The 23,496-nt window shown below is 41.8% G+C and carries 16 protein-coding genes and 1 tRNA gene; 9 read left to right on the top strand and 8 right to left on the bottom strand.

Annotation, left to right across the window (positions count from 1 at the left end):
• Positions 1-57 precede the first annotated feature (57 nt).
• Genes FNH22_RS13100 through FNH22_RS13090 form a run of 3 tightly spaced genes read left to right on the top strand, consistent with a single transcriptional unit; the run spans position 58 to position 4,250 of the window.
• Entirely contained in the window at positions 58-2,871 is a 2,814-nt protein-coding gene (locus tag FNH22_RS13100) for a S9 family peptidase (protein ID WP_143398842.1), read from the top strand.
• A gap of 36 nt (positions 2,872-2,907) precedes the next feature.
• Positions 2,908-3,408, top strand: coding sequence for a nuclear transport factor 2 family protein (locus FNH22_RS13095; RefSeq protein ID WP_143398841.1), 501 nt, complete (start codon positions 2,908-2,910; stop codon positions 3,406-3,408).
• 32 nt (positions 3,409-3,440) lie between these two features.
• Entirely contained in the window at positions 3,441-4,250 is an 810-nt protein-coding gene (locus FNH22_RS13090; RefSeq protein ID WP_143398840.1) for a DUF4846 domain-containing protein, read from the top strand.
• A gap of 858 nt (positions 4,251-5,108) precedes the next feature.
• On the opposite strand, the gene FNH22_RS13085 is transcribed toward FNH22_RS13090, so the two are convergent.
• Positions 5,109-5,183 (bottom strand) — tRNA-Val (locus tag FNH22_RS13085).
• Positions 5,184-5,361: 178 nt separating this feature from the next.
• Between FNH22_RS13085 and FNH22_RS13080 the strand changes: the two genes are divergently transcribed.
• Positions 5,362-7,854: a DUF3971 domain-containing protein gene (locus FNH22_RS13080; RefSeq protein WP_143398839.1), complete on the top strand. Its 2,493-nt coding sequence runs from the start codon at positions 5,362-5,364 to the stop codon at positions 7,852-7,854.
• 41 nt (positions 7,855-7,895) lie between these two features.
• Here FNH22_RS13080 and FNH22_RS13075 read toward each other — a convergent pair whose 3' ends face one another.
• On the bottom strand, positions 7,896-8,813 hold the full coding sequence (locus tag FNH22_RS13075) for a universal stress protein (protein WP_143398838.1): 918 nt from the start codon (positions 8,811-8,813) through the stop codon (positions 7,896-7,898).
• A 208-nt stretch (positions 8,814-9,021) separates the two neighbouring features.
• Between FNH22_RS13075 and FNH22_RS13070 the strand changes: the two genes are divergently transcribed.
• From FNH22_RS13070 to FNH22_RS13060, 3 genes are all read left to right on the top strand, one after another.
• Complete coding sequence (locus FNH22_RS13070; RefSeq protein WP_143398837.1) at positions 9,022-10,821, top strand: ABC transporter ATP-binding protein; 1,800 nt, start codon at positions 9,022-9,024, stop codon at positions 10,819-10,821.
• Between the two features lie 19 nt (positions 10,822-10,840).
• Positions 10,841-11,254, top strand: coding sequence for a Fur family transcriptional regulator (locus FNH22_RS13065; RefSeq protein ID WP_143398836.1), 414 nt, complete (start codon positions 10,841-10,843; stop codon positions 11,252-11,254).
• Positions 11,255-11,407: 153 nt separating this feature from the next.
• Positions 11,408-12,379, top strand: a complete 972-nt coding sequence (locus tag FNH22_RS13060) for a TerC family protein (protein WP_143398835.1) — start codon at positions 11,408-11,410, stop codon at positions 12,377-12,379.
• A 5-nt stretch (positions 12,380-12,384) separates the two neighbouring features.
• Here the strand turns inward: FNH22_RS13060 and FNH22_RS13055 are convergent, their stop codons facing one another.
• A complete protein-coding gene (locus tag FNH22_RS13055) occupies positions 12,385-13,620 on the bottom strand; it encodes a TerB family tellurite resistance protein (RefSeq protein WP_143398834.1) in 1,236 nt (411 codons plus the stop codon).
• A 113-nt stretch (positions 13,621-13,733) separates the two neighbouring features.
• Here FNH22_RS13055 and FNH22_RS13050 point away from each other — a divergent pair, with 113 nt between their 5' ends.
• Positions 13,734-14,753, top strand: a complete 1,020-nt coding sequence (locus tag FNH22_RS13050; RefSeq protein WP_255518045.1) for a TrkA family potassium uptake protein — start codon at positions 13,734-13,736, stop codon at positions 14,751-14,753.
• Between the two features lie 2 nt (positions 14,754-14,755).
• Here FNH22_RS13050 and FNH22_RS13045 read toward each other — a convergent pair whose 3' ends face one another.
• The 5 genes from FNH22_RS13045 to glgP form a co-directional block, all read right to left on the bottom strand.
• On the bottom strand, positions 14,756-16,618 hold the full coding sequence (locus FNH22_RS13045) for a hypothetical protein (protein WP_143398833.1): 1,863 nt from the start codon (positions 16,616-16,618) through the stop codon (positions 14,756-14,758).
• A gap of 59 nt (positions 16,619-16,677) precedes the next feature.
• Positions 16,678-17,181, bottom strand: coding sequence for a 5-(carboxyamino)imidazole ribonucleotide mutase (purE, locus tag FNH22_RS13040; RefSeq protein WP_143398832.1), 504 nt, complete (start codon positions 17,179-17,181; stop codon positions 16,678-16,680).
• Positions 17,178-18,320, bottom strand: coding sequence for a 5-(carboxyamino)imidazole ribonucleotide synthase (locus FNH22_RS13035; RefSeq protein WP_143398831.1), 1,143 nt, complete (start codon positions 18,318-18,320; stop codon positions 17,178-17,180). The genes purE and FNH22_RS13035 overlap by 4 nt, the downstream gene beginning before the upstream one ends.
• Before the next feature lie 83 nt (positions 18,321-18,403).
• Positions 18,404-20,347 carry a peptidylprolyl isomerase gene (locus tag FNH22_RS13030; protein ID WP_185154214.1) on the bottom strand — a complete coding sequence of 648 codons (1,944 nt, stop codon included), beginning with the start codon at positions 20,345-20,347 and terminating at the stop codon, positions 18,404-18,406.
• An 85-nt stretch (positions 20,348-20,432) separates the two neighbouring features.
• On the bottom strand, positions 20,433-22,076 hold the full coding sequence (gene glgP / locus FNH22_RS13025) for an alpha-glucan family phosphorylase (protein ID WP_143398829.1): 1,644 nt from the start codon (positions 22,074-22,076) through the stop codon (positions 20,433-20,435).
• A 257-nt stretch (positions 22,077-22,333) separates the two neighbouring features.
• On the opposite strand from glgP, the gene FNH22_RS13020 reads away from it, so the two are divergent.
• Positions 22,334-23,461, top strand: a complete 1,128-nt coding sequence (locus FNH22_RS13020; protein ID WP_143398828.1) for a vancomycin high temperature exclusion protein — start codon at positions 22,334-22,336, stop codon at positions 23,459-23,461.
• Positions 23,462-23,496: the final 35 nt, after the last annotated feature.

Below are 23,496 nucleotides of genomic sequence, written 5' to 3'. Positions count from 1 at the left end.
TACGTATGGTAAGCAATTCGTCTCTACCTTCACTACTTCTTGCTTAAAATCTGTGCTATGCATTACAAAAATCTCCTGTCCCTTATATTTTTACTGTTAATTTCAGGCATCACATTTTCACAAAAACGACCTATGAACCATGACGATTTTGATACATGGAATCGTCTGCGTGGTGAACAAATAGCTGCTAACGGTAAATACGTATTGTACCATCTTAAGCCTGGTAAAGGTGATGTCACGCTAAAGATCGCCGAGACCGGGGGAAAAGAGATTGCCTCATTTTCCAGGTCAGAAAGTGCACGTTTCACCTGGGATTCAAAATATGTGATCTTCACGATCAAACCTGCGCTTGACTCACTCAATGATCTGAAGCGGAAGAAGGTAAAAGAAAAAAAACTGCCCAAAGACAGTCTGGGTATCTACAATTTGCAAACCAAAACACTCTGGAAAATACCAAGGGTCAAGAACGTTAAAGTGCCTGAAAAGTGGAGCAGCCACATTGCTTACAAGCTGGAAGAAAAACGTATAGAAAAGGACACCACGAAACACAGCAATGACAGCACTAAAGTTAAAAAGCCAAAGAAGAAAAAAGAGAAAAAAGTTAGTAAAGAAAACGGCTACCACCTGGTGGTAAGAAACCTGGAAGATGGCACCCAGGATACTTTGAAATATGTGCTGGATTATTTGTTTGCAGAAAAAGGGAAGGCCCTGCTGTATCATACTACCGGTATAGATAGCGTACTACTTCCAGGCGTTTACTATTATGATGTCACAGAAAAATCTACCGTACCTATGACACGTAGTAAAGGTAAATACAAGCAGCTGGCGTTATCTGAAGATGGGAAGCAGGTTGCTTTTCTGTCTGATCTTGATACTACCAAAGCCCTGGTAAGAAATGTAGAGCTCAGGTACTGGAAGCCCGGAATGGATTCTGCCCGGGTAAAAGCGAATAATGATGTTGGGGAAAAGCCTGATGGATGGGTGGTAAATAAACATGGTAATCTTTATTTTTCTGATAACGGTTCAAGGCTGTTTTTCGGCACCTCACCTCCACCTGTGGTCAAGGACACTACACTCCTTCCTGAAGAGATCGTAAATGTAGAAATATGGAACTACCAGGACAGCAGGCTTCATACCCAACAGAATGTAGAGCTGGAAGACGATCAAAAGAGAAGTTATACAGCGGTGATGAATACTTCCACCAATGCAATACATCAATTGGGGCTTAACACATTACCCGAGGTCCGCCTGGCGGATGATGGTAATGCGGACCATGCTATGGGCATCTCCAATTTGCCTTATCAGAAATACATTTCCTGGGAAGGGTGGCCGCGACATAATGATTTTTACTACATCAATGTAAATAGCGGAGAGCATAAATTAGTCGCTCAGGATGTCCGGGGTAACGGCAATATTTCTGCATCAGGCAAATATCTCTACTGGTACAATGCTGTTGATTCCACCTGGTATACCTACAATCATCAATCAGGCAAAACTAACCCGGTTTCATCCAGGATACCCACGTCGATGGCCAATGAGCTGAACGACAATCCAAACTTGCCGTCTTCTTATGGTATAGCCGGTTGGACTGTCGACGATACTTATATACTCATCTACGACCGATATGACATATGGCAGGTAGACCCTGAGAATAATGCTGCTCCGGTTAACCTGACCAAAGGAAGAACAAATAGAACACGTTTCAGGTACCTGGACCTGGACCTTGAAAACCGTGCCATTGATTACAAGAAAATATTGCTCAGTGCATTTAACGAAACCACTCGTGAGGAGGGATATTACGAGCTTAGATCCGGGAAGAATCTAAAGTCATTGGTATACAGCAAACATCGCTATTCCCGTCCGGTTAAAGCTGAAAATGCAGACGTTGTGTTTTTCAATAAACAACACCATGAGTTGTTTCCGGATATGCTCACTTCTAACCTTACCTTTAAAAAAATAACCCGTATCAGTGAGGCTAATCCACAGCAAAAAGACCTTTTATTTGGTTCTGTGGAAGTATACAAATGGACGTCACTGGACGGTATTGAGCTGGAGGGGTTACTTTACAAGCCGGAAAACTTTGATCCTGCCAGGAAATACCCCATGATCACCTATTTCTATGAACGCAATTCCCATCAGCTTAATCGTCATTGGGGTGCCGTACCGATAAGGTCCATCATTAATCCTACGTTTTATGCCAGCCGGGGCTACGTAGTTTTTGTACCTGACATCGTTTATCGTACCGGGTACCCTGGAGAAAGTTGCTACAACGCGGTCATTCCCGGAGTGACGCAATTGATCAGTGAAGGGTTTGTAGATAAAGACAACATCGGCGTGCAGGGACATAGCTGGGGAGGCTACCAAATTGCTTACCTGGTCACCAAAACCAATATATTCGCGGCAGCAGAGGCAGGCGCCCCGGTATCCAATATGATCAGCGCTTACGGAGGTATACGCTGGTGGACAGGACTGAGCCGTATGTTTCAGTATGAACATACGCAAAGCAGGATAGGCGGTACACTCTGGGAATATCCATTGAGATACATCGAAAACTCACCTATTTTCTTTGTAGATAAGATCCAAACACCTCTATTGCTGATGCATAACGATGCGGACGGGCATGTTCCCTGGTACCAGGGCATTGAATTCTACGTGTCGCTCAGACGTCTGAACAAGCCATCGTGGATGCTTAACTACAATGAAGAACCTCATTGGCCTACCAAATGGCAGAACATCCGGGATTTCAATATAAGAATGCAACAATTCTTTGATCACTATCTGAAAGATGAACCCATGCCAAAATGGATGGGAGAAGGGGTGCCGGCTATCCAAAAGGGTATTGATAAGGGGTATGAATATATGAGGGAATAGACGTTTTAAGACACGGTCTTTAACTAATTTAAAACAATGAAAAAGCTGTTGATAGTAATGATAGGTGTGCTTTCCGCTTGTAAAATGGAAGTGGACACCATCAATGAACCTGCCATAAAAAAGGACATACATAATGTATTGAACGATTGGCACCAGGCGGCTTCCGATGCTGATTTCGATCGTTACTTTGGATATTTTGAAGATGACAGCTCCATCTTTATGGGCACGGACGCTACAGAACGATGGACCGTCGCCGAATTTAAACCCTGGAGTAAACCTTATTTTGACAGAGGTAAGGCCTGGAGTTTTTCCCCGGATGAAAGGTATATCTACCTCTCTGATGACGGCAAAACGGCCTGGTTTGACGAAACATTAAGTACACCTAACCTTGGACCAAGCAGGGGCACCGGGGTTTTAACAAAAAGTGTGGAGGGCTGGAAGATCAGTCATTATAACTTGACGGTACCTATTCCTAACGAAATAGTAGGTACTGTGGTGGAACAAATAGACAGTATGCTGAATGTCACGGAATACTAAACCTAATTAAGCAGTTATCCGTTTTTTCTTTCATGCCATTGGAAAAACGATTTTGTCTTAGAGGGTGTATCACAGTGCTTTTACTTTGCTCAGGCTGCTTTGTCTTATCATCATGCCTGGGGCAAAATGCTAACCCCGAATGGATTCATGAGGCCGAAAGCATACTGGAAAAACGTATAATCCCGCCTAAAGGCTACCAGCGAATACCTGTATCATCCGGTTCTTTTGCACATTACCTGCGTACTTTGCCCTTAAAATCTTCAGGGAATCTGGTATATTACTACAATGGCCTTCCAAAGGTCAATAGGAGTGTTTATGCTGCCGTTGTAGATATGGAATTGGACCAGCAGGACTTGCAGCAATGTGCTGACGCTGTCATGCGCCTACGCGGCGAATACCTTTATAAGATCAAGGATTATTCAAACCTCCATTTTGACTTTGTTTCTGATAGCAAATCCAGGTATTATACAACTTATGTCAATGGGGATTACTCCTACCCGACGTTCAGAAAATACATGCGGTATATTTTTTCATATGCCAACACCAGGTCTCTGCACAATGAAATGAAACCCCGTGACATCATGAATATGGAAATTGGGGATGTACTGATCCAAAAGAAAAACCCTTATGGGCATGCCGTAATAGTGGTGGATATGGCAATAAATCCTGCCAACGGAAAAAAGGTCTACCTGCTGGCTCAAAGCTATATGCCTGCTCAGGATACCCAAATACTTCTGAACCCAATGAACGATGACCTTAGCCCCTGGTATGAATTGAACAGTAAAACGATTAATACTCCGGAATGGACGTTTACTCCGCAGGATCTGAGGCATTTTGAATGATTGTTTTGTTGATGTTCCGGTGATGACAAAGAAGAAGGAAGAAATGGAGTGTCATATTTGATATGGCATTACCCGGAGCTGTTTTTCTTTCAAACCCAACTATCCTATCTGGTCGTTGGTTAAGCGCAGCTTTCCTATGACCTACAACAGGATAGAGCGTCCGCTCGGGCTTTAATCATTACTATATTTTGTATCCCTATGAACTTTGGTCAATATTCTAGTGTCATGTCACACCTCAAATGGCGGTTACACTATTTTTTAGGTCTCATTCTTAAAGTAGGCAGTAGGCAAAAGGCAGTAGGCAAAAAAATACAGGACAACTTCCACTTTTTTGCCTACTGCCCTTTGCAGATTGCTGACTGGCCGAGAACTTTCCAACACTGCAAATAGCGTTTGTAATCTAACTATAAACGTCAATTGAGCATTGACACGACACTAGCACCTATCTAAGTAGATAGTATGTCGGGAATGAGATCGCTATAGGTATGCATTGGAGATTCACTTATTTCAACAATGCCTGTCCGTTATCATGTAGATTTAATGTATGCTCTTGATAATAACAAGGTAGTGCGGCTGGACTAATTAACGGCTACGGTGAGAAAACTGGAAAGTGCGTAAAGTTTGTTATGAGGCTATTTCGATACAATCTAAATCTCTTCATACCAAACGGGCGGACGTCCTAGGCCAATAATGGATTGTAGGACATTCTACAACCAGCGTGGGCAACTGGGACGCATACTCATTTTAGTTGATCGTTAACAACACCCTTCTCCCACTACCCGTGGTACTGAAAATTTCGAATCTAAAAACAAAAAACCCGTTTAAAATCACTGATTTTAGACGGGTTTTTCAATGTTGTGGGCGCTGAGGGATTCGAACCCCCGACCCCCTCGGTGTAAACGAGGTGCTCTGAACCAGCTGAGCTAAGCGCCCTTTAACTTGTAATACATCGCTCTTCTGCGAAATGGAATGCAAATGTAATATAGTTTTTATTGAATGCAAGTGTTTATGTTTTGAAACTTTAAAATTTAATTCACTTGATGCCGTTTGAAGTTTAGCATACAATAAAGTAGCTTGCCGGTCCGGTAGGCAGGTTGTTCCAGTGATAAAATTGAAAAAGATCCTCAAGAAAATTTTTGTATATACCGCAGTCGTAGTCATTACGATCATCGGTGCCAGCGTAGCTGCTACTTTTCTGTACAAAGATCAGTTGATCGATCATTTTATTCGTGAGGCCAACAAAACCATTAATACACCTATACATGTCGGTAAAATAGAAGTATCAGCACTTACCAACTTTCCAAATGTATCGCTTACGTTTCGGGATGTGCTGATTGAAGAAAGCTATTCAAACAGTAGCAGTGCCATGCTGGATGCCTCTGGTATAGATTTCACTTTTAATCCCTTCAACCTGCTTAAGGGAAAATACATTATTGAAGAGATCCACCTGAACAATGCTAAGGCACATTTAAAAGTGAATGAAAAAGGTGAGGTCAATTATAACATCGTTAAGAAAACGGGTGCAGGAGATACGGCCAAAGTGACCTTCGACTTGTCGAAGGTTTATTTAAACCAGGTAGAATTCAGGTACTCTAATGCCAGAACGGAGGTATATATGAACATTTCCACCCCTAAGGCCGAGGCCAGACTTAATGTTGCCCGGGATATCTATGACATCCGGACTTCCGGTGATTTTAATTTTGATCGGTTACTGGTGCAAAATAAAGTCTGGGTAGAAGAAAAGGACATTGCCCTGACTGCCAAAGTGGTCTATAATAATATTGAAAAGGGCATAGATTTTAATTCCTCACGCTTCAATGTAGCTGGTTCTGATTTTATCGTTTACGGGGGTTATCAGTTTAAAGAGCACCCTATGATCGACTTAAACCTGGAAGGGGAGAATACCACCATTCAAACGATTTTATCCTTGCTCCCCGGTGAAACGTCACAGCGCTTTGCTCACTACCGTAGTTCCGGGGAAGTGTATTTTGATATGGTCATGAAAGGGCGGATAGATAATCAACATTCACCTGTGTTAGACATAAATTTTGGGCTCATTGACAGTGACCTCACCTACCCTGAACAGGATGTCACTATTTCCAGGGCCAGAACCCGGGGAAAATTTCACGCAGACGATCTCAGTAAGGCTTCTTCCTACTACCTGGAAATGAAGAATATATCAGGGCTTTTGGAAGGGCGCCCGTTTAGCGGAAACCTTATGTACAAAGATTTCAATGCTCCTCATGTAAAAATGGATTTTGAAGGGGATCTAGACATCAATTCTGTCTTTAAGTTTTACAGCCCCGAAAATATCTTACAAGCAGCGGGTAATCTGGCGCTGAATGTTTCTTTTACCGGATACCTGTCTGATTTAAAAAGAAAGTCTGCCACGTCCAGGGTAAAAACGTCGGGAGACATTGACCTGAAAAATGTGTCATTGGCATTGAAGGAGGTTCGATTACCTTTGACGGCGCTAAATGGCAACTTGCTTTTTAATGACAACGATCTCGCTTTAAGCAATGTCGGCGGGAAATTTGGTAATACCGATTTTCTTTTGAATGGTTTTTTCAAGAACATCATCGCCTATGTTCTTTTTGAAAATGAACCGGTAGGCATCGAATCTACGCTGAAATCCGACTTTGTAGATATGGACCAGCTATTAAGCGTAAGCGAATCAGATCAGGAAAACTCAGACTACGTTTTCGGCTTATCGCCTCGCTTACGGCTAAAGTTTAACTGCGACGTCAAGTCACTAAAATTCCGGCGTTTTTTGGCCCGGAATATTTCCGGAGACCTCAAAATAAAAGATGAAGTGGCACTCACCGATCAGCTTTCGTTCTCCTCTATGGGTGGGAAAGTGCATATGGCCGGTCTGGTAGATGCTAAAAACAGTAAAGACATTAAAGTGAATACTTCCTTCCGGGTAGCAGGGGTACACCTGGACAGTGCTTTCTATGTTTTGGAGAATTTCAACCAGGATTTTTTAAGAGACAGGCACCTGAAAGGCAGGGTGAATGCAGAGGTGAAAGCAACAATGGATTTTAATGAGAAATTAACTTTGTTCTCTGAAACGTTAATGGCCAATGTGTCTGCCTCAATTATTGGTGGTGAGTTAAATAACTTTGAGCCTATGCAACGCCTGGCGCGTTACGTGGATGCGGAAAAGCTGGACCACCTGACGTTCTCGGAAATAAAAAACGACTTTTTTATCCAGGATAAAACCATTTATCTGCCTCAAATGGAGATACAGTCCAATGTGACTCAACTCAGGATCGGCGGTACACATACTTTTAATCAAAAAATTGACTACAGGGTCATAGCCCCTTTAAGAAGTACCAGGAAGGTAGATAAGGATGAGGCTTTTGGCGCTATAGAAGAAGATGGAAATGGGAGAAGCCTGTTATACCTGAAAATAGTAGGAACTGCTGCAGATTACCGGATAGTCTATGATAAAGACGCCGTAAAACAGAAAATTGCCAGCGACCTGAAAAAGGAAGTAAAAGAGCTCAAGGAAGCCTTCAAAAATAAAGGGCTCAAAAAACAGGAAACCATAGAGCTGGAAGAAGATGATTATTTCGACTGGGAGCCAGATGGGAAACAGTAACATTCATCTTTAACACCATGACCTGTAAAGGTGGGCCATGACTAAATCCTTAACAGCGCATCCAAAAAGCCCATATTCTCTTTTTTATTTTTTATAACAAGTAACGGAATACGTGCATCATGCTGGCAGATCTTGTCCGCCACACTTCCTAATAAAATAGCGGCCAGACCAGTACGTCCGCGTGATCCTATCACTACCAGGTCTACGTGCTGTGCCTTAGCTTCCGCATATATTTTGTCTGCAGGCTCATCGTTATCGTCCAGGGTGAATACCTGCTTCACGTTGTTCGCGGCGAATGAGTTTTCGGAAAGAAATTTTGCGGCATCGGCCCTGGCATGCTTTTTCATGATGGACTCGAATTCTTCATACGTTTTACCACTGGCATGGAAGCCCACGGGAACATGATACGTATTTTGAAGGACAACTTCTGCTTCGAACACCTGGGCAAGTGCAAAAGCTTCCTGCAACACCAGTGCCGATGTTTTGCTAAAATCAACCGGCGCCATAATGCTGTTAATTTCAGCCTTACTGGACTCAGGCACCATTAATACGGAACAATGGGCGATCCTGATCAACTTACTTGGCAGCACCCCGGAGCCTTTTAGTGACCATTTTTTGCCTAATACAATAAGGTCAACACCTTTGATCTCAGACCAACGCAATATCTTGTCTTCTGCATTACCTTCTTTCACAATGATCTTAACTTCTACTTCTTCCCTGGCACTGAAATACTGATCTAACCTATCCTGGATCTGTTTTTCGATACCTTCATCAATGGGTGCCAGCAAGTCCGGGTATTTTTCTGTAATTTCTTCAGGCAGGTCAAGGGAGCGAGCCACATGAAAGAAGTAGATTACATCAACTTCTTTGGCCTTACAAAGCATTGAAGTGTATTCTAAAAGCGTTTTGTCCAGCTCTGATAGGTCCAGACCAACCAATATCCGTTTAAAGTTTTTCATATTGAGAACATTAAGCCGGCTAAAGTTAACCAAAAAAAGAAAGGGGTTACTTCATTGAAGAGGCTAAACTTTTTACTACAAATACACTACAAGTACAAGGTGTGTTGACGCAATGTAGTCATCATCAGGTCGATAATCGTTCCAACTAATGATTGTCATATCATAATATCTGGATAGATTTGCACGAAAATGCCAACTACAACTATTCATGTCTAAACGAAGAGGGAAGAAGGCGCTGGATGAAGGTGAAAAAAGATCCTTGAACAAGGGTAATCTTAAAAAGCTTCTGGGTGTTTTTCAATATGTACTTCCCTATAGAGGTACATTTATTATAGGTATGATCTGCCTGGTATTCAGTAGTATAACGCTACTGGGGTTTCCTTACCTGGCCGGTAAACTAATTGATATTGCTTCGGGTAAAACATGGGTTTTATCATCTATTAACCATATCACTTACGCACTGGTTGGCGTATTGTTGGTGCAGAGCATTTTTTCTTTTTTAAGAGTCTATTTCTTTGCACAGGTAAGTGAAAGGTCAATGGCTGATATGCGTTTGTCCGTATTCAGTAAGATGCTGGTACTTCCTGCCACTTTTTTTGACAGCCGAAGGGTAGGTGAGCTGGTGAGTCGTATCACCTCTGATGTGTCTATGTTACAAGATACATTCTCAACAACCCTGGCCGAGCTGTTCCGTCAGACTGCCACGTTGGTGATCGGCACAGCAGTGATCTTTTATACTGCGCCCAGGCTTACGTTGTTTATGTTGGCTACTTTCCCTTTACTGGTGATAAGTGCGTTAGTTTTCGGACGATACATTCGCAAACTTTCCAAAGAAACTCAGGATCAGTTGGCTATGGGTAACGTGATCGTAGAGGAGACGCTTCAAACCATAAATATGGTGAAAGCTTTTACCAATGAGCTTTTGGAAAGGAAACGCTATGAAACAGCACTTAGTGGTATGGTACGCGTTGCGTTAAAAACGGCCACCTACCGCGGGGCATTTATCTCATTCATCATTTTCGCACTTTTCGGAGGCATTGTAGCCGTTATGTGGTATGGCGCTACGTTGGTAAGCGAACAAAACATGACAGTGGGTGACTTGCTTTCTTTCGTGCTTTATACCAGTTTTATAGGAGGCTCTATCGCTGGCCTGGGAGATATTTATGGGCAGGTGCAACGAGCTATAGGAGCTTCTGAGCGTGTTTTGGAAATTATTAACGAGCAAGGTGAAAGTGATGGAACCTACAGCGCCCATGAGCTAAAATTACATGGTGAAATACATTTCAACAATGTTTCATTTGTTTATCCGGGAAGGCGTGATGTAAGCGTTTTAAGATCACTTGATCTGCATGTGCCTTCAGGGAAGAAAGTAGCGTTGGTAGGCCCAAGTGGCGCGGGGAAGTCCACCATTATCCAGCTGGTTATGCGCTATTATATGGAATATGATGGTCAGGTAATGATAGACGGCCAGCCGGCCAGTCATTATGATCTGCATGCCTACAGGAAAAATATCGGTATTGTACCACAAGAGGTAATTTTGTTTGGAGGCACTATCGCAGAAAACATCTCGTATGGCAGGCCGGGGGCTTCAATAGAGGAAGTCACTGATGCCGCCATACGTGCCAATGCACTTGATTTCATTAATGGTTTTCCGGAGGGTATGGACACCTTGGTTGGTGAGCGGGGTATCCAGCTTTCAGGAGGTCAGCGTCAGCGTATAGCCATCGCCAGGGCGATATTGAAAGACCCAGCCATTCTGATTTTGGATGAGGCCACAAGCTCATTGGATGCAGAGTCAGAATTGCTGGTACAACAGGCCTTGAATGAGCTTATGAAAAACCGTACCACCATCATCATTGCTCACAGGTTGGCCACCATTCGGGCGGCCGACAATATCTACGTGATCAAAGAAGGCGAGGTCGTGGAATCAGGTACACATAAGGACCTGTCGATGCGTGAAGATGGGCTGTATAATCATCTGCTAAAACTGCAATTTCAATTAGTCTGATTTACGTATCTTTATACCTATGGAGGCACTGCATTTATTGAAAGATTTGAATTTAAAAAGTACCTCATGTCGTAAGGAGGTTTTGATGATAATGCTGGCCAAAGGACACGCTCTTTCGCATTCAGAAATCGAAAAAGACGTCAACCCTTCGATAGATAGAGTTACCGTTTATCGAACATTGAAAACCTTTTTAGATAAAGGCCTTATACATAAAGTGCTGGATGATGCCGGTGTAACTAAATATGCTCTGTGTCAGGGATGTAGAACTGATGATCATCATCATGAACACGTTCATTTCAAATGCAGTAACTGTGGCCAAACTATATGCCTGGATGAAATAGACATACCGCCTATCACACTTCCGGCAGGTTTCACCAGTGCAGAAAAGAACCTCCTTATACAAGGGGTTTGTGATACATGCTCCGCACTTTAAACAATATTCTTTAAATACATTTCAATATTAAATATTACATGCTTCATGCTTTCATTTATTTTACTAAATTTGATAGTTGTTTATTAGTGAAACTTGTAATAATGAGGGTTCATTCCTTATGTTCTCGGCACACAGTCCGGTAACACGTCCAGAATGCTTTTAATTTCTTTGTTTGATAATTCTTATGAACCCCTTCTTTTCTCCATTTTTGGAGTTATAATCTTATTATTTCTGGTGATAGATTTGGGTATTTTCAATAAAAAAGCCCACGTCATATCTACCAAGTCAGCACTATGGCAGTCTGTGTTTTGGGTAGTGATATCCGTTGCTTTTGGCTATATGATCTATGCCAACGGCGGCGGAACCGAAGAATCACTCACATATTTTTCGGCTTACCTGACAGAATATGCATTATCAGTCGATAATATTTTTGTTATTCTATTGATCTTAAGGTATTTCAAAGTAAGAGAAGAATACTATCATAATATTCTTTTTTGGGGTATCCTTGGCGCCCTGGTATTCCGCGCTGTTTTCATTTTTGTGGGGGCATATCTCATTAGTCAATTTTATTGGATACTGTATATTTTTGGGGTATTTCTAGTGTATTCCGGCATTAAAATATTCTTTGAGGACGAAAACGATGAGATTGATCCCAGTAAGAATCCCATCCTTAAGTTTGCAAGAAAATATTTGAATATTACTAAAAGTGACTTTGGGGGTCGCTTCATATTGAGGCGTAACGGAAGTTTGCTCTTTACGCCGCTGTTTCTGGTCATTGTGCTTATAGAAACTACTGACCTTATTTTTGCAGTGGATTCCATCCCTGCAGCTTTTGCTATAACGCAAAATGAATTCATCATCTATACGTCCAATATTTTTGCTGTACTTGGTTTGCGGGCTAAATTTTTTCTATTGGCAGGGATTATCGATAAATTTTACCTGCTACAGAAGGGACTTTCCTTCATACTCATCTTTATCGGTGCTAAAATGTTATTAGAGATATTTAACGTTCATGTACCTATTGTAACCTCTTTCTCTGTTATCATCCTTACTTTGATTGGCTCCGTTGTAATGTCATTGATCATTCCGCGGGCAGAAGTTAAAAAGGCCGATAACGAAGAATAGACAAATTAAAGTAACACGGCCTGGACCACTTTTTTCGGTAGTATTTTCAATATTTTTTTGTAATCTAAAAATGTTTCGGGCAGGTGTATAAACCTGAAAACGGGTAGGCTCTCAACAGCTTTTATAAGACCATGATTAAATGAAAAGCGTTCTTCGGAGTCAAGTTCAGAGGTAGAAGCTTTGCTGAAAAGGCACACCAGCTCTTCATTACTCTTGATATTACGGATGATCTCATGGTCATAGGAAGATATCATGTAATTAAGCCTGTTTAAAAAAGATTCCTGAATAACATCAAGACTTAATCTATCCGCAGCCAGGTTCAGACTATTCCAGAATTCAATGAAAAAGCCCTCAACGGCCAGTAAACTCAATTCTCTGTCAGCACTGCCCAATTCCATCATTTGAGCAAACTCCTTTATGAATTGTATTTCCATATCGTCCAACACCTGGTCTGACCAAATGGTGACAATGGCCAGCTCTAAGAAGAATTTCTTCAATACCCATGAGTCGGAATTTTCCATGGTGATTTTTTGTATGCCGATACCATGTTCCAGGTATTCAAGAGCAATCCTCTTTTTTTCGTTGGACAGGAATTTATTGTTGATGAAGACATCAAAAAGGTGACGTTCTTCTTTTACCACCTTTTTATTTGCATGTGCCGCGGCTGCTATCACTTTTAATGAGGTGAAAGCTATCTCATCTTTTTGTTGCCTTAGATATTCCAGCAAGGTATCATCTCCGGAAGCGATATAGTAGAGGCGAAATAAAAATACATCAATGAATAACTGTGAGTTATTGAAAAAACAGGACCAAATGTTTTGCTTATCCACCTGAATAAGCTTGGATATTCTTTTATCAAATACTATTTCGCATAGTGTGCTTGCATCACGACTTTTTCCAATCCAGTTCTTAGCAGAGGGCGTAAGGTCAGGATACAGCCCCTTATAGAAACTGTATATCATTTTAAGGCAATGATCATATTTACTTTTAGATTGGTTTTGTTCCGAAATTTTATAAATATTGACCATACTTGCTGCCAGCTGGACCTTAGCCATCTCTTTCGTTTTGTCACAAGCTGTGGCTTTACCACTGTTGGTAGGTAGTCCGTACATCAACCCTGTGGGCTGTATAATATGATAGACAGGCTCATCTGAATACATGTATTCCAAGGGCAGTAAAACTTCTTCGGATAAAAGATCATGTACTAGCTTTCTGAACCAGTTATTTTTTGAAAGATCCATTGGGAATGGTTAAAATCGAAGATAACAACCTGGAGTTTTACAGATCATTATTACCTTCACAAGGTCAAATTATTAAAATTGGATAGAATAAACAATATCAATATCTTAACCTCATGACAATACTTCTACGGCGAGACATCCGTAAATTAGTTTTTGCTACAGTATTATTTATCGTCAGCATGGTCATCGGAATATTCGGCTATATGATCATAGAAGAATTTTCCCCGATCGACGCGGCATATATGGCCATACTAGCTTTTTCTACCGTAGGGTTCAATGAGGTGCAGCCTCTCAGCGCGGATGGAAAGGTTTTTTCCGTTATATATATCGTCGTAAATCTTGGCATATTTGCCTACATCATATCAGTTATATCTTCATTTTTGTTTGAAGGAGAACTGCGTAAAATCTTTAAAAACATTGCCTCTACCCGAGAAATGAAAAAGTTAACTAACCATATTATTGTTTGCGGCTATGGTAAGAATGGCGCCATGGCCTGCGAAGAACTCCATGCAGCAGGTAAGAACTTCATAGTAATAGAAAAAGATCCGGCTGTTATTGAAGCAGTATCTGACAATAAAAAATTTCATTTTCTGATTGGCAGCGCCACACTTGATGAAGTACTCATTGAAGCAGGTATTGAACGCGCTTCAACGGTTATTAGCGCTTTGCGTGAAGACTCTGACAACGTATTCATCACCCTGACAGCGCGTGAGCTAAATCCTAATGTTCACATTATTGCCAAGGCTACGGAAATCAACTCTGAAAAAAAGCTTTACAGAGCTGGCGCAGCCCATGTAGTAATGCCTGATTATTTAGGTGGGGTGCATATGGCACATCTCATTACAAAACCCTTTGTTATAGAATTTCTGGACCTTATTAGTGGAGTAGGAGGCTCCAAACTCGAACTTGAAGAAGTGAGTTATTCCAGCCTAAAACCAGAATTCAGAGGCAGAACCATCCGGGACCTGGACATACGCAATAAGAGTGGTGCTACCATTATTGCTTTTAAAGATGATGCAAAGGGATTTATGTTCAATCCGCATTCTTCCAAAGTAGTCAGCGAGGGAGACATTCTCATATTACTCGGAAATGCTGAAGCCATGAAGAAATTTCAGGCAAACTATGTCAAATAAAGCTATTGACAATAAGAACAATAGAGTTCTTTTAATTGAACATCTTCCAGCAATTGAAATGAAACTCCGCCATACATCATAGGGTCAAATAACCCACAAAAACGGGAAGTATTTTTATTGATAGCATTTAAAAGCAGTGCCTTATATTTTGAGTGATGTCCCGGTTTGGGTTTAACAATGGTCAGATTTATGTAAAAGAAGAGCAGGTCTTCCGGAGTATAAATGTCATTCAGATATGGTTTTAGCAAAGAGATCGCCCATTTGTATTTTTGATAACCCACCAGGTATTTAGCAATGCTTAGTGCATCATCTGAATTGTGATCAATTTTCTCATAGGTCGCATATATCTTCTTGAGCAGATCATTTTTTAACCTGTACTTTCGCTGATGCTGATATTTCTCGCTTAATAAAATGTAGTAATTGATCAAAAGCCTATTGGCTAGCGCAGCGTTGAGACCTTTGGATTCCAGACTCTTTAACCCTTTCAAAAGTTCTTTTCTATCAAAAGACACCTCAGCATTAAGGCCCCACGATTTCAAACGAAGTGAGTAAATATTGTACAGCACCTGCGGATTATCAGGCACTATCTCAAGTAATTTTTCAAACTCGCTCAAAGCTGCCTGCAGTTCATCAGAACGCTGTAGATATTCATAAACAATTTTATTGTTGTACAAAAGGGCAAATGGTCTGGCCAGAGGGACTTCCAGCTTCTGCATCAGGTTATCCGGGAATACGTTTTTTTGGACGTATTGGTAAGCAGACCTCTGGATTTCCAGTGCATAGGAGACATTGTCAGCATGAATAGATTGATTAAATAATTGTACCAACTCCTTTTGGTCGCTAAATGTCAAATTTATTTTTTTCTCCAATTTCACGCGAATAATAGCCTTACGATGGTCTGAAAGCAAAGGCTCCAATTGTTCCAGTATTTTCGGGTCTTTCAGTTTTCTCTTTATAGCGCCTTTGCTAAGAGACTGCCAGTTTGAAAAAGGCGTACCCTCGATATCGTTGAAAAAATCTACCCAATTCTCTGAAGTTTTAATGGTCGTTTGGATCGTATCTCGCTGGAATGATTCAAAAACCCGCACAATGGACTGGGCCCTTTTTTTCTGCAGCAGCTGATTGCGGCTCTTACCTCCCTCCAAAGATGAATAAGCTTCTATCTCCATTGAGTTTATGTGGTATTTGTAGAATAGAAGTGAATCGTAGATAGGTTGTATATCATCCGCATGGTATTGATACTTGTTTTTTTCAAAGGGGATCTCAAACTGAAAACTCTTATCGAGTACTATGGCCCTGTCCTGGCCCGAAAGCTGTGCCAGTGTGTCTGCAAACAGGCCCGTTTCCAGGAGTTCCCATTTATGCCCTCCTATGGCATGATTACTCAGATAATGACAATAACGACGATTTTGAAGTACGATGATGTTAAATTCAATTTCTCTACCAAAAAATTCAGGTGGTATTTCACCAACTTTAATAATCAGGTCCCCTCTAAAAGTATAATTACGATTTGCGTCAAGGTACTTTTTGTAGACCGGTGGTAAATCGAACCCTCGAATGTATTCAGATTTTGGTTGGTTAGGCGAACCGCAAGGGTATTGTTCTTTATCTATGATATCAATGGCTAATCCGTCCCTGGGCTTGCTTATTAATAAGTCGAACCATTCGGGGTCGGTGACTAAGAAATACAGGTCTTCGGCGTCGTGCGTGACACCGTACATGATGTCATCAGACTTCTTATTTAAAAGTCGGATGCAATCCCTGCATTTTTGACTTAATCGTCCTCCTTTAGGAAGCTTAAATGACTGTGCGCTACTTTGGATTTGAGCAAAAAGCCCGATCAATAAGAAAATGGATAGTCGCATATCTAATCTTCCATAGAATCCATTTTCTAAAAAAAGCCACGGACTTCAAGCAAAAAAACTCACTTCCAACCTTTCGCAGCTACCTCATCTACGGATAAAAGCACCTTTTCTTTTAAGCCTGTTTTATACGTTTCCAGGTTAGCGCTGATGGCTATGTCAAAAGCCCCAATCATTTCAGCTGCCAAAATACCGGCATTTTTTGCGCCATCCAGCGCTACTGTTGCCACGGGTATTCCTCCAGGCATTTGAAGTATGCTGAGTACGGAATCCCATCCATCAATGGAGTTACTTGATTTTACAGGTACTCCAATAACCGGTAGTGTGGTGAGAGACGCCACCATACCGGGAAGATGTGCCGCTCCTCCCGCTCCTGCTATAATCACTTTTAGCCCTCTGGATTTCGCAGATTCAGCATATTCCAGCATACGATGCGGTGTGCGATGCGCTGACACTATGGTAAGTTCAAAGGGTACCTGAAGCTCTTCCAGCATTTCTGCGGCTTCTTTCATGATCGGCAGGTCTGACTGGCTGCCCATAATAATTCCTACAAGTGGATTGCTCATGATGCGATTACTTTGAGTGTTTGTTTTACAAATTGCACTTTCTCCTTTAAACGAACAATATCTTCATCTACTATTGTCACATGCCCCATTTTCCTGAATGGCTTCGTTAGTTTTTTTCCATACAAGTGGACATGAACACCGGCCAGGGCCATCACCTGATCCATACCTTCATAAATAGCTTCACCTGTATACCCTTCCTCTCCAAGCAGGTTAACCATAGCCGTTGGGAGTATCTGTTTGGTATCTCCCAATGGTAAATTGAAGATTGATCTCAGGTGTTGTTCATACTGCGATGTGATATTGGCTTCTATCGTTTGATGACCGCTGTTATGAGGTCTTGGAGCTACTTCGTTCACCAATACGCCGTCTTCCTTTGTTACAAACATTTCTACGGCCAGCAGGCCTGTCATCTGGAGTTTATCAATTACTTCGATCGCTATTGCTTTCGCTTTTTTACGCACTTCTTCCGAAATATTTGCCGGGGCGAAAAGGTATTCTACCAGATTGGCGGTAGGATGAAAGGCCATTTCTACAGCGGGAAAAGCCGTGACTTCACCTTTCTCATTTCTCGCCACTATAACCGCTATTTCTGTTTTGAAATCAACCAAAGCCTCAACCAGTCCAGGCGCATCAAATGCCTTATCCAGGTCTGTTACTTCACGTAATATCTGCACACCCCGGCCATCATACCCTTCAGTTGCCAGCTTGTTGACCATAGGAAGTGATGCCTTTTTACGGATAACATCCTCTTTGCTTTGCGTCACTTCAAAAGCAGCGGTCGGAATATTGTTAGCGGCATAAAATTGCTTTTGCTTCACCTTGTTTTGGATCAACTCAATAACCTCAGGCTGCGGATAGACCTTCACACCTTCTGCCGCAAGCTTTTTGAGTGCCTGCGTATTTACATTTTCAATTTCAATAGAAATTATGTCATAGCTCCTGGCAAAGTCATACACTATATCGTGCTCCGTGAGCTTACCTACTGTAAATGACGTGGCCAGGTCTTTACAGGGCGCATTTTCATCAGGGTCAAGTACATGAACATCAATGTTAAAATCCATAGCAGACTGAATTAACATCCGGCCAAGCTGACCTCCGCCCAGAATTCCTAACTTCTGTGATTGTATTGGTTTTGACATATATAGGTTGTGTGTTTCAGGATTAGTCCAATTGACTTTTGGATTGAGGAGCAGTGCTTAACACAATGTACATCGTTTCAACACTAGTCCAATTTCTTTATCTCAATGATCTTATTTCCGACCTCCACGTTATGCACTACCTCCATTCCATCTTCTACCTGTGCAAAAAGCGTATAGCGTCCATCCAGGTGTGGTGTGGGTGAGTGGGTAATGAACCATTGTGTCCCTTCGGTATCTTTGCCGGCAGAAGCCATGCCTACGGCCCCTTCTCCGTAGCGTTTTAATCCGAGTTCGGATCGGATGGAGTAGGCTTCACCTCCAAAGCCGTCACCCCGGTTGCAACCTCCCTGGATCACAAAATTCGGAACTACTCTGTGGAAATTTTTCCCGTTAAAATAACCGCTATCTGCCAGTGACATAAAGTTAAGTACGGAGCCCGGAGCTTTTTCCACCAACAAACGAAGAACCACATCCCCTTTTTCAGTGCTTACGAGCATTTTTTGATCTTTTTTGATCTTCCGTATTTCATCCCAGTTAATAGGGTGGTTAAATGTATTTCTTGTTTCTTCAGGTTCTTCCTCTTTAAAGTAGCCGATAACCTTATTTAATACCTGCAAAGCTTCATTGTCTTTTGGCAAGGATAGTTTGGCCTTCACAACGGAAAGAAACTCTAAATCCTTGTAGGCCCGCTGAAAATTCAACTCCTTATTCAAGTATGCATTAGAGATTAAGGCCACGGCCCCAATGTCTCCGGTACTTATGATTTCCTTGAACAGTTGGGCAAACATAGACTGGGAAGATTCAGGAAAATTCTCATCCGTTCTTATTTTAATCAAGGCTTCAATCGCAGCTGTCCGAATGGGTTTTGAAGACTCCTCCATTACCCTCTCCTTCAAAAATAATGTGCTGTGAATGGAGTTCCCTAAAGCCCGCAAAAGACCTGCCTTATAATAGGGAGCTGAAGTATTCTCATATTCATTTTTGATCGTAGAAATTACCTCTTCCTGATTGCCAGCCACACGAAGCATGCCTGCTAACAGCAAACTTTTCACTCGCCGGTTAGTGACAGATAAGATCTGTTGCTGATCAAACGGTGACGATTGGGTAGCTAGTAATTCAGCCGCGGCAACAGCCACATTACTGTTTTCATCTTCCAGTAACTCCCAAAGCCTCTTGTTTACCTGATCATGACGGAGATTTTCCATAGCACGAATGCTATTTACACGAACCCGGTAGTCAGGATCTTTGGAGATTACTTCCACAAGCTTTTGCCCCACTTTAGGACTTACAGCTTTTCGCAATGCTGATGTAGCCGCCATTCTAACATGCGGAGAAGGATCATTGACAGCGGCACGCACTAATAAGCCTTCACGACCTACCAGGGACAGGTTCGGGCTACGTGAAAAAAAATGAGCAGCGCCCAGGCGCGTCTGATAAGTGTTAACGGTATCCAGTAAACTCAACGCCACGTCAATACAAACCCCATCATGCACATTCCGGATACCGGCTCGGTACAGGCCCCATGCCAGGCCCTCTTTTTCCAGGTCGCTGCTCACTTTTACCTGTAGCAGTAGATGTATCTTGTTGATAGTAATTACCTTACCCAAAGCTTCCATCAGTTCTTTTCGGACAAAAGCTGAATCTTCTACCACCAGTGCATCGGAAAGCAGATCAATGGCCTGGGTATCGTGCATCTGCCCTAAAGCATAAGCTGCCGCACGACGTACCCGTGCTGCTTCATCATTTAACAAAAACCCCAGGGGACGAATGGCAGCAGTATCCTGAACAGAGCCAAAAGCCAACGCTGCAGCCTCACGGTAATCAGTATCTTCCTCATTGAAAAAAGCAAGTAGCGCTTTCGTATCACGTTGATCCTGGTAATCATAGATATGTGCTATGACCGGATCGGAAAACTTGTTGTAACCTGTAGTTTCAATTTTGTCCGCTTCATGTTGACAAGCGGAGACAAATACTACAAAAATGACCAGCCAAAGAGGCCCGGAAAATACTTTTTCAAGTAGCAACATGACGCTGAATTTAGCGCCAAATATAATGAATAAGCACTTATAGCCCATTCATTACATTTAACATGATCCATTATATTGTTTAAAGCTACCTGGCGTAAAGTTTTTTGTAATAATCATCTACCATTCTGGCTGAAGTAAAACCCTTCTGCACATCTTCTGTGGCTTGCCAGGCTATTTGCATCCATTTTTCCGGCTGGTCATAATAGGTCGGCAAAATCTCATTTTGTAATATATCAAAGAGATGATGCGCATCATGTTCGTCTTGTTTCTCCTGGCTGAAAGATTTGTTTGCTTCCGGTATTACAAAACTATTCTTACCGTGACAAGCAAATTCTAATACCCAGCCGTCGTTAGTAGAAAAGTTGACCGACCCGTTCATAGCAGCGGCCATGCCACTGGTACCTGAAGCTTCCATGGGAACACGCGGAGTATTAAGCCAAATATCACTTCCTTTCTTCATGAGTGATGATAATTTCAGTTCATATCCTGTCAGCACTGTTGCTCTTGAATAGGGACGTGTAAAATGGACGAGGTGGTTAAAAGTGTTTACAGCGCCCTCGTCCAGCGGATAAGGTTTTCCTGCCCAGATTATTTGGATCGGATACTTAGCACCATTGAGTAATTCGGTAAACTGCTCCATCCTCCTCAAGACCAGGTCCGCTCTTTTATAACCGGCAAATCTTCGTGCCCAAACAATGGTGAGGATCTCAGGGTCAAATAACTTACCCGTCTGGTCTGCCACCTCCTCAAAAAGCTGGACTTTCAATTTTTTCTTTCGACTATCATAAGCCTTACTATTGCCCTTTTGATAGGCTTTTTCCAGTTCAATGTCTGTCCAATAGTCTTTATTTTGGGCGTTCGTTATCGCTTCGATCTTGCATATCTTTTTATAACCTCCCCACATTACATTGGACACCTGCTGGTGCTTCTTCGATACGGCGTTGGCCTTTCTTGACATTCTCAAAGCTGCCAGCGTATGGTTAAAGCTACCGTTTTCAAAGCCGACAAGCTTTTCTACTTCCTGTGCGCTGAGGTGATGAAAATAACTCATTTTTTCGAGCAGCGCCGGGTCATTTACCTCATTCCCGGCCTTTACTGGTGTGTGAGTAGTGAATACAAGCTGTTTTTTTAGCTTATCCAGCGTTTTAAGTCTTTCTAACAGATAAAAAGCAGCCGGTAAGCCGTGCGCTTCATTCAGATGGTACACTTCTGTTTCGTGCCCTAATGCCTCTAACAATTTTACCCCGCCCACTCCCAGAATAATGTATTGGGCAATTCTGGTAGCTAAGTTGTCATCATATAGCTTATGGGTAATGGAATGTGATAAGTGATCATTATCAGGATGGTCAGTAGAGAGAAAATACATTGGCGCCGTTCCAAAGATCTTCGGGTCAAGATAAAATGCCTTTACCTTTACTTCATGATCATGTACGATCACACTTAATTCAATACCTGTTTCCTGTAAAAAGGTGTAGTGTTTTTCTTGATTTAGTACACCCAGCTCGTTGTTAGGTTTTCTTACTTGTTCATAGTAACCATACTTCCAAAGCATTCCTATTCCCACCATATTCTGCTTCTGGTCATAAGCGCTTCTCATATGCGAACCTGCCAGAAAGCCTAGCCCACCGGAGTATATTTTAAGTGATTGATCTATGGCAAACTCCATACTGAAGTAAGCCACTGCTTTTTGGTATTCCTTATTAAATGTATAGGGATGTGTAATCTTCATTTCCTTTTTGTTTTCAACTTCAATACAAAGAAAAAAGTATAAATGTTTCTGAAGAAGAAAGTATCATAGAATAAAAAAATAAAATGCGGGATCAAAGCGAAATAGGGGAATCTGCAATGCGATTAAATTTCATGGAATAACTTACACCGCGCGCTGTATGATCCTGAAAGTGTTATCTTTATCATCAATAAATTGAGTAAACGATAGATGACCAATTTGGTTTGCAAGCTCTGTTCAGAATTCGTCAAAAATCATAGATGAAAGGCTTAAAGTTCCTCCTTTTCCTGCTGATCACGGTTCTGTTGATCCTTATATTTCTTATTCCATTTTACTATAGTGATATTAATACGCTCATTGATGACGTAGGCGAAGGTCATCGTACGTTCACCTCTGTCTGGACAGATTTTATAGGATACTTCAGTCATGCGGATGGGTGGAATTTTCTCGGATTCCTATTCCTGGCAGCTTCCATTTTAGTAATGCATGGTATTGTAGATTACCTGGTATTGCATAAGCTGGACAAGTTTTATAATGGCAACTTTTTTTGGGACGGTCTGATGTGGTTTCTCAGAAGGCAACTCAGTCTGTTCATTACAATGTTCTTTTTCATGTTCATGGCCAACCTCATCGTAGACTTCTACTCGAATATCAGAATAGCCAGTGATACGACAGAGCTCACCGAAAGCAAATACACCATATTATTGTTAGGTACGAATAAATTTCTTTCCGACGGGAAGAGTGAAAACGTTTATTTCACCAATAGGATAACGGCCGTAGTGGAACTTTACAAAGCTGGCCTCATATCCAGAATATTAATAAGTGGTGATAACAGTAAAAAAGATTACAATGAACCACAGGACATGATGAGAAGCCTGGTAGCTCAGGGAGTTCCCGCTAAGTTGATCAAGCTTGATTTTGCCGGTTTTAGAACGCTGGATTCTATTGTGCGTTCCAAGGGTCTTTTTGGGTTGAAACGATTGCTTGTGGTGAGCCAGGGGTTCCATTTACAACGCGCACTTTTCCTGTCATGGTATTTTGGGGTGGATGCAGTAGGTTATGAGGCCAAAGGCAGTATGAACTTCACTATGTTTGTTCGGGAACACCTGGCAGTACCAAAAATGTTATTGGATATTATGGTATTGAACACTCAGCCTGCCTATGGATCCACCGGTGTAAGGAGAAAGCTGAATTTCGGACAAAAAGACATGGTACTGGTTTCTTTTATCCTGATCTATTTTAGCATCGCCGTATATGTCTCTTACGACGCTTTCAATTTTGGCAAAAGTGAACCGGAAAAATCCAAACAAAAACGTCCGAGACCTGCTGCAAGAAAAAAGGGCCCCATAAAAAAAGCCACGGTAAAAAAATTGAGCCGCAAAAAATAGAAGTTATAGGCATTTTAACACCTGAGTAGAGGAAG

The sequence above is a fragment of the Fulvivirga sp. M361 genome (assembly GCF_007097395.1).
In the GTDB taxonomy this organism is placed as follows: Bacteria; Bacteroidota; Bacteroidia; order Cytophagales; family Cyclobacteriaceae; genus Fulvivirga.
Note: the sequence above shows the minus strand (reverse complement) of the source record. Positions and strands in the feature narration are given on the sequence as shown.

Coding starts and splice junctions, on each gene's coding strand:
- glgP (WP_143398829.1), bottom strand. CDS start 22,076: ATGAAGATTACACATCCCTATACATTTAATAAGGAATACCAAAAAGCA.
- FNH22_RS13055 (WP_143398834.1), bottom strand. CDS start 13,620: ATGGATCTTTCAAAAAATAACTGGTTCAGAAAGCTAGTACATGATCTT.
- purE (WP_143398832.1), bottom strand. CDS start 17,181: ATGAGCAATCCACTTGTAGGAATTATTATGGGCAGCCAGTCAGACCTG.
- FNH22_RS13090 (WP_143398840.1), top strand. CDS start 3,441: ATGCCATTGGAAAAACGATTTTGTCTTAGAGGGTGTATCACAGTGCTT.
- FNH22_RS13100 (WP_143398842.1), top strand. CDS start 58: ATGCATTACAAAAATCTCCTGTCCCTTATATTTTTACTGTTAATTTCA.
- FNH22_RS13020 (WP_143398828.1), top strand. CDS start 22,334: ATGAAAGGCTTAAAGTTCCTCCTTTTCCTGCTGATCACGGTTCTGTTG.
- FNH22_RS13095 (WP_143398841.1), top strand. CDS start 2,908: ATGAAAAAGCTGTTGATAGTAATGATAGGTGTGCTTTCCGCTTGTAAA.
- FNH22_RS13060 (WP_143398835.1), top strand. CDS start 11,408: ATGCTTTTAATTTCTTTGTTTGATAATTCTTATGAACCCCTTCTTTTC.
- FNH22_RS13030 (WP_185154214.1), bottom strand. CDS start 20,347: ATGTTGCTACTTGAAAAAGTATTTTCCGGGCCTCTTTGGCTGGTCATT.
- FNH22_RS13070 (WP_143398837.1), top strand. CDS start 9,022: ATGTCTAAACGAAGAGGGAAGAAGGCGCTGGATGAAGGTGAAAAAAGA.
- FNH22_RS13035 (WP_143398831.1), bottom strand. CDS start 18,320: ATGTCAAAACCAATACAATCACAGAAGTTAGGAATTCTGGGCGGAGGT.
- FNH22_RS13065 (WP_143398836.1), top strand. CDS start 10,841: ATGGAGGCACTGCATTTATTGAAAGATTTGAATTTAAAAAGTACCTCA.
- FNH22_RS13045 (WP_143398833.1), bottom strand. CDS start 16,618: ATGCGACTATCCATTTTCTTATTGATCGGGCTTTTTGCTCAAATCCAA.
- FNH22_RS13075 (WP_143398838.1), bottom strand. CDS start 8,813: ATGAAAAACTTTAAACGGATATTGGTTGGTCTGGACCTATCAGAGCTG.
- FNH22_RS13050 (WP_255518045.1), top strand. CDS start 13,734: ATGACAATACTTCTACGGCGAGACATCCGTAAATTAGTTTTTGCTACA.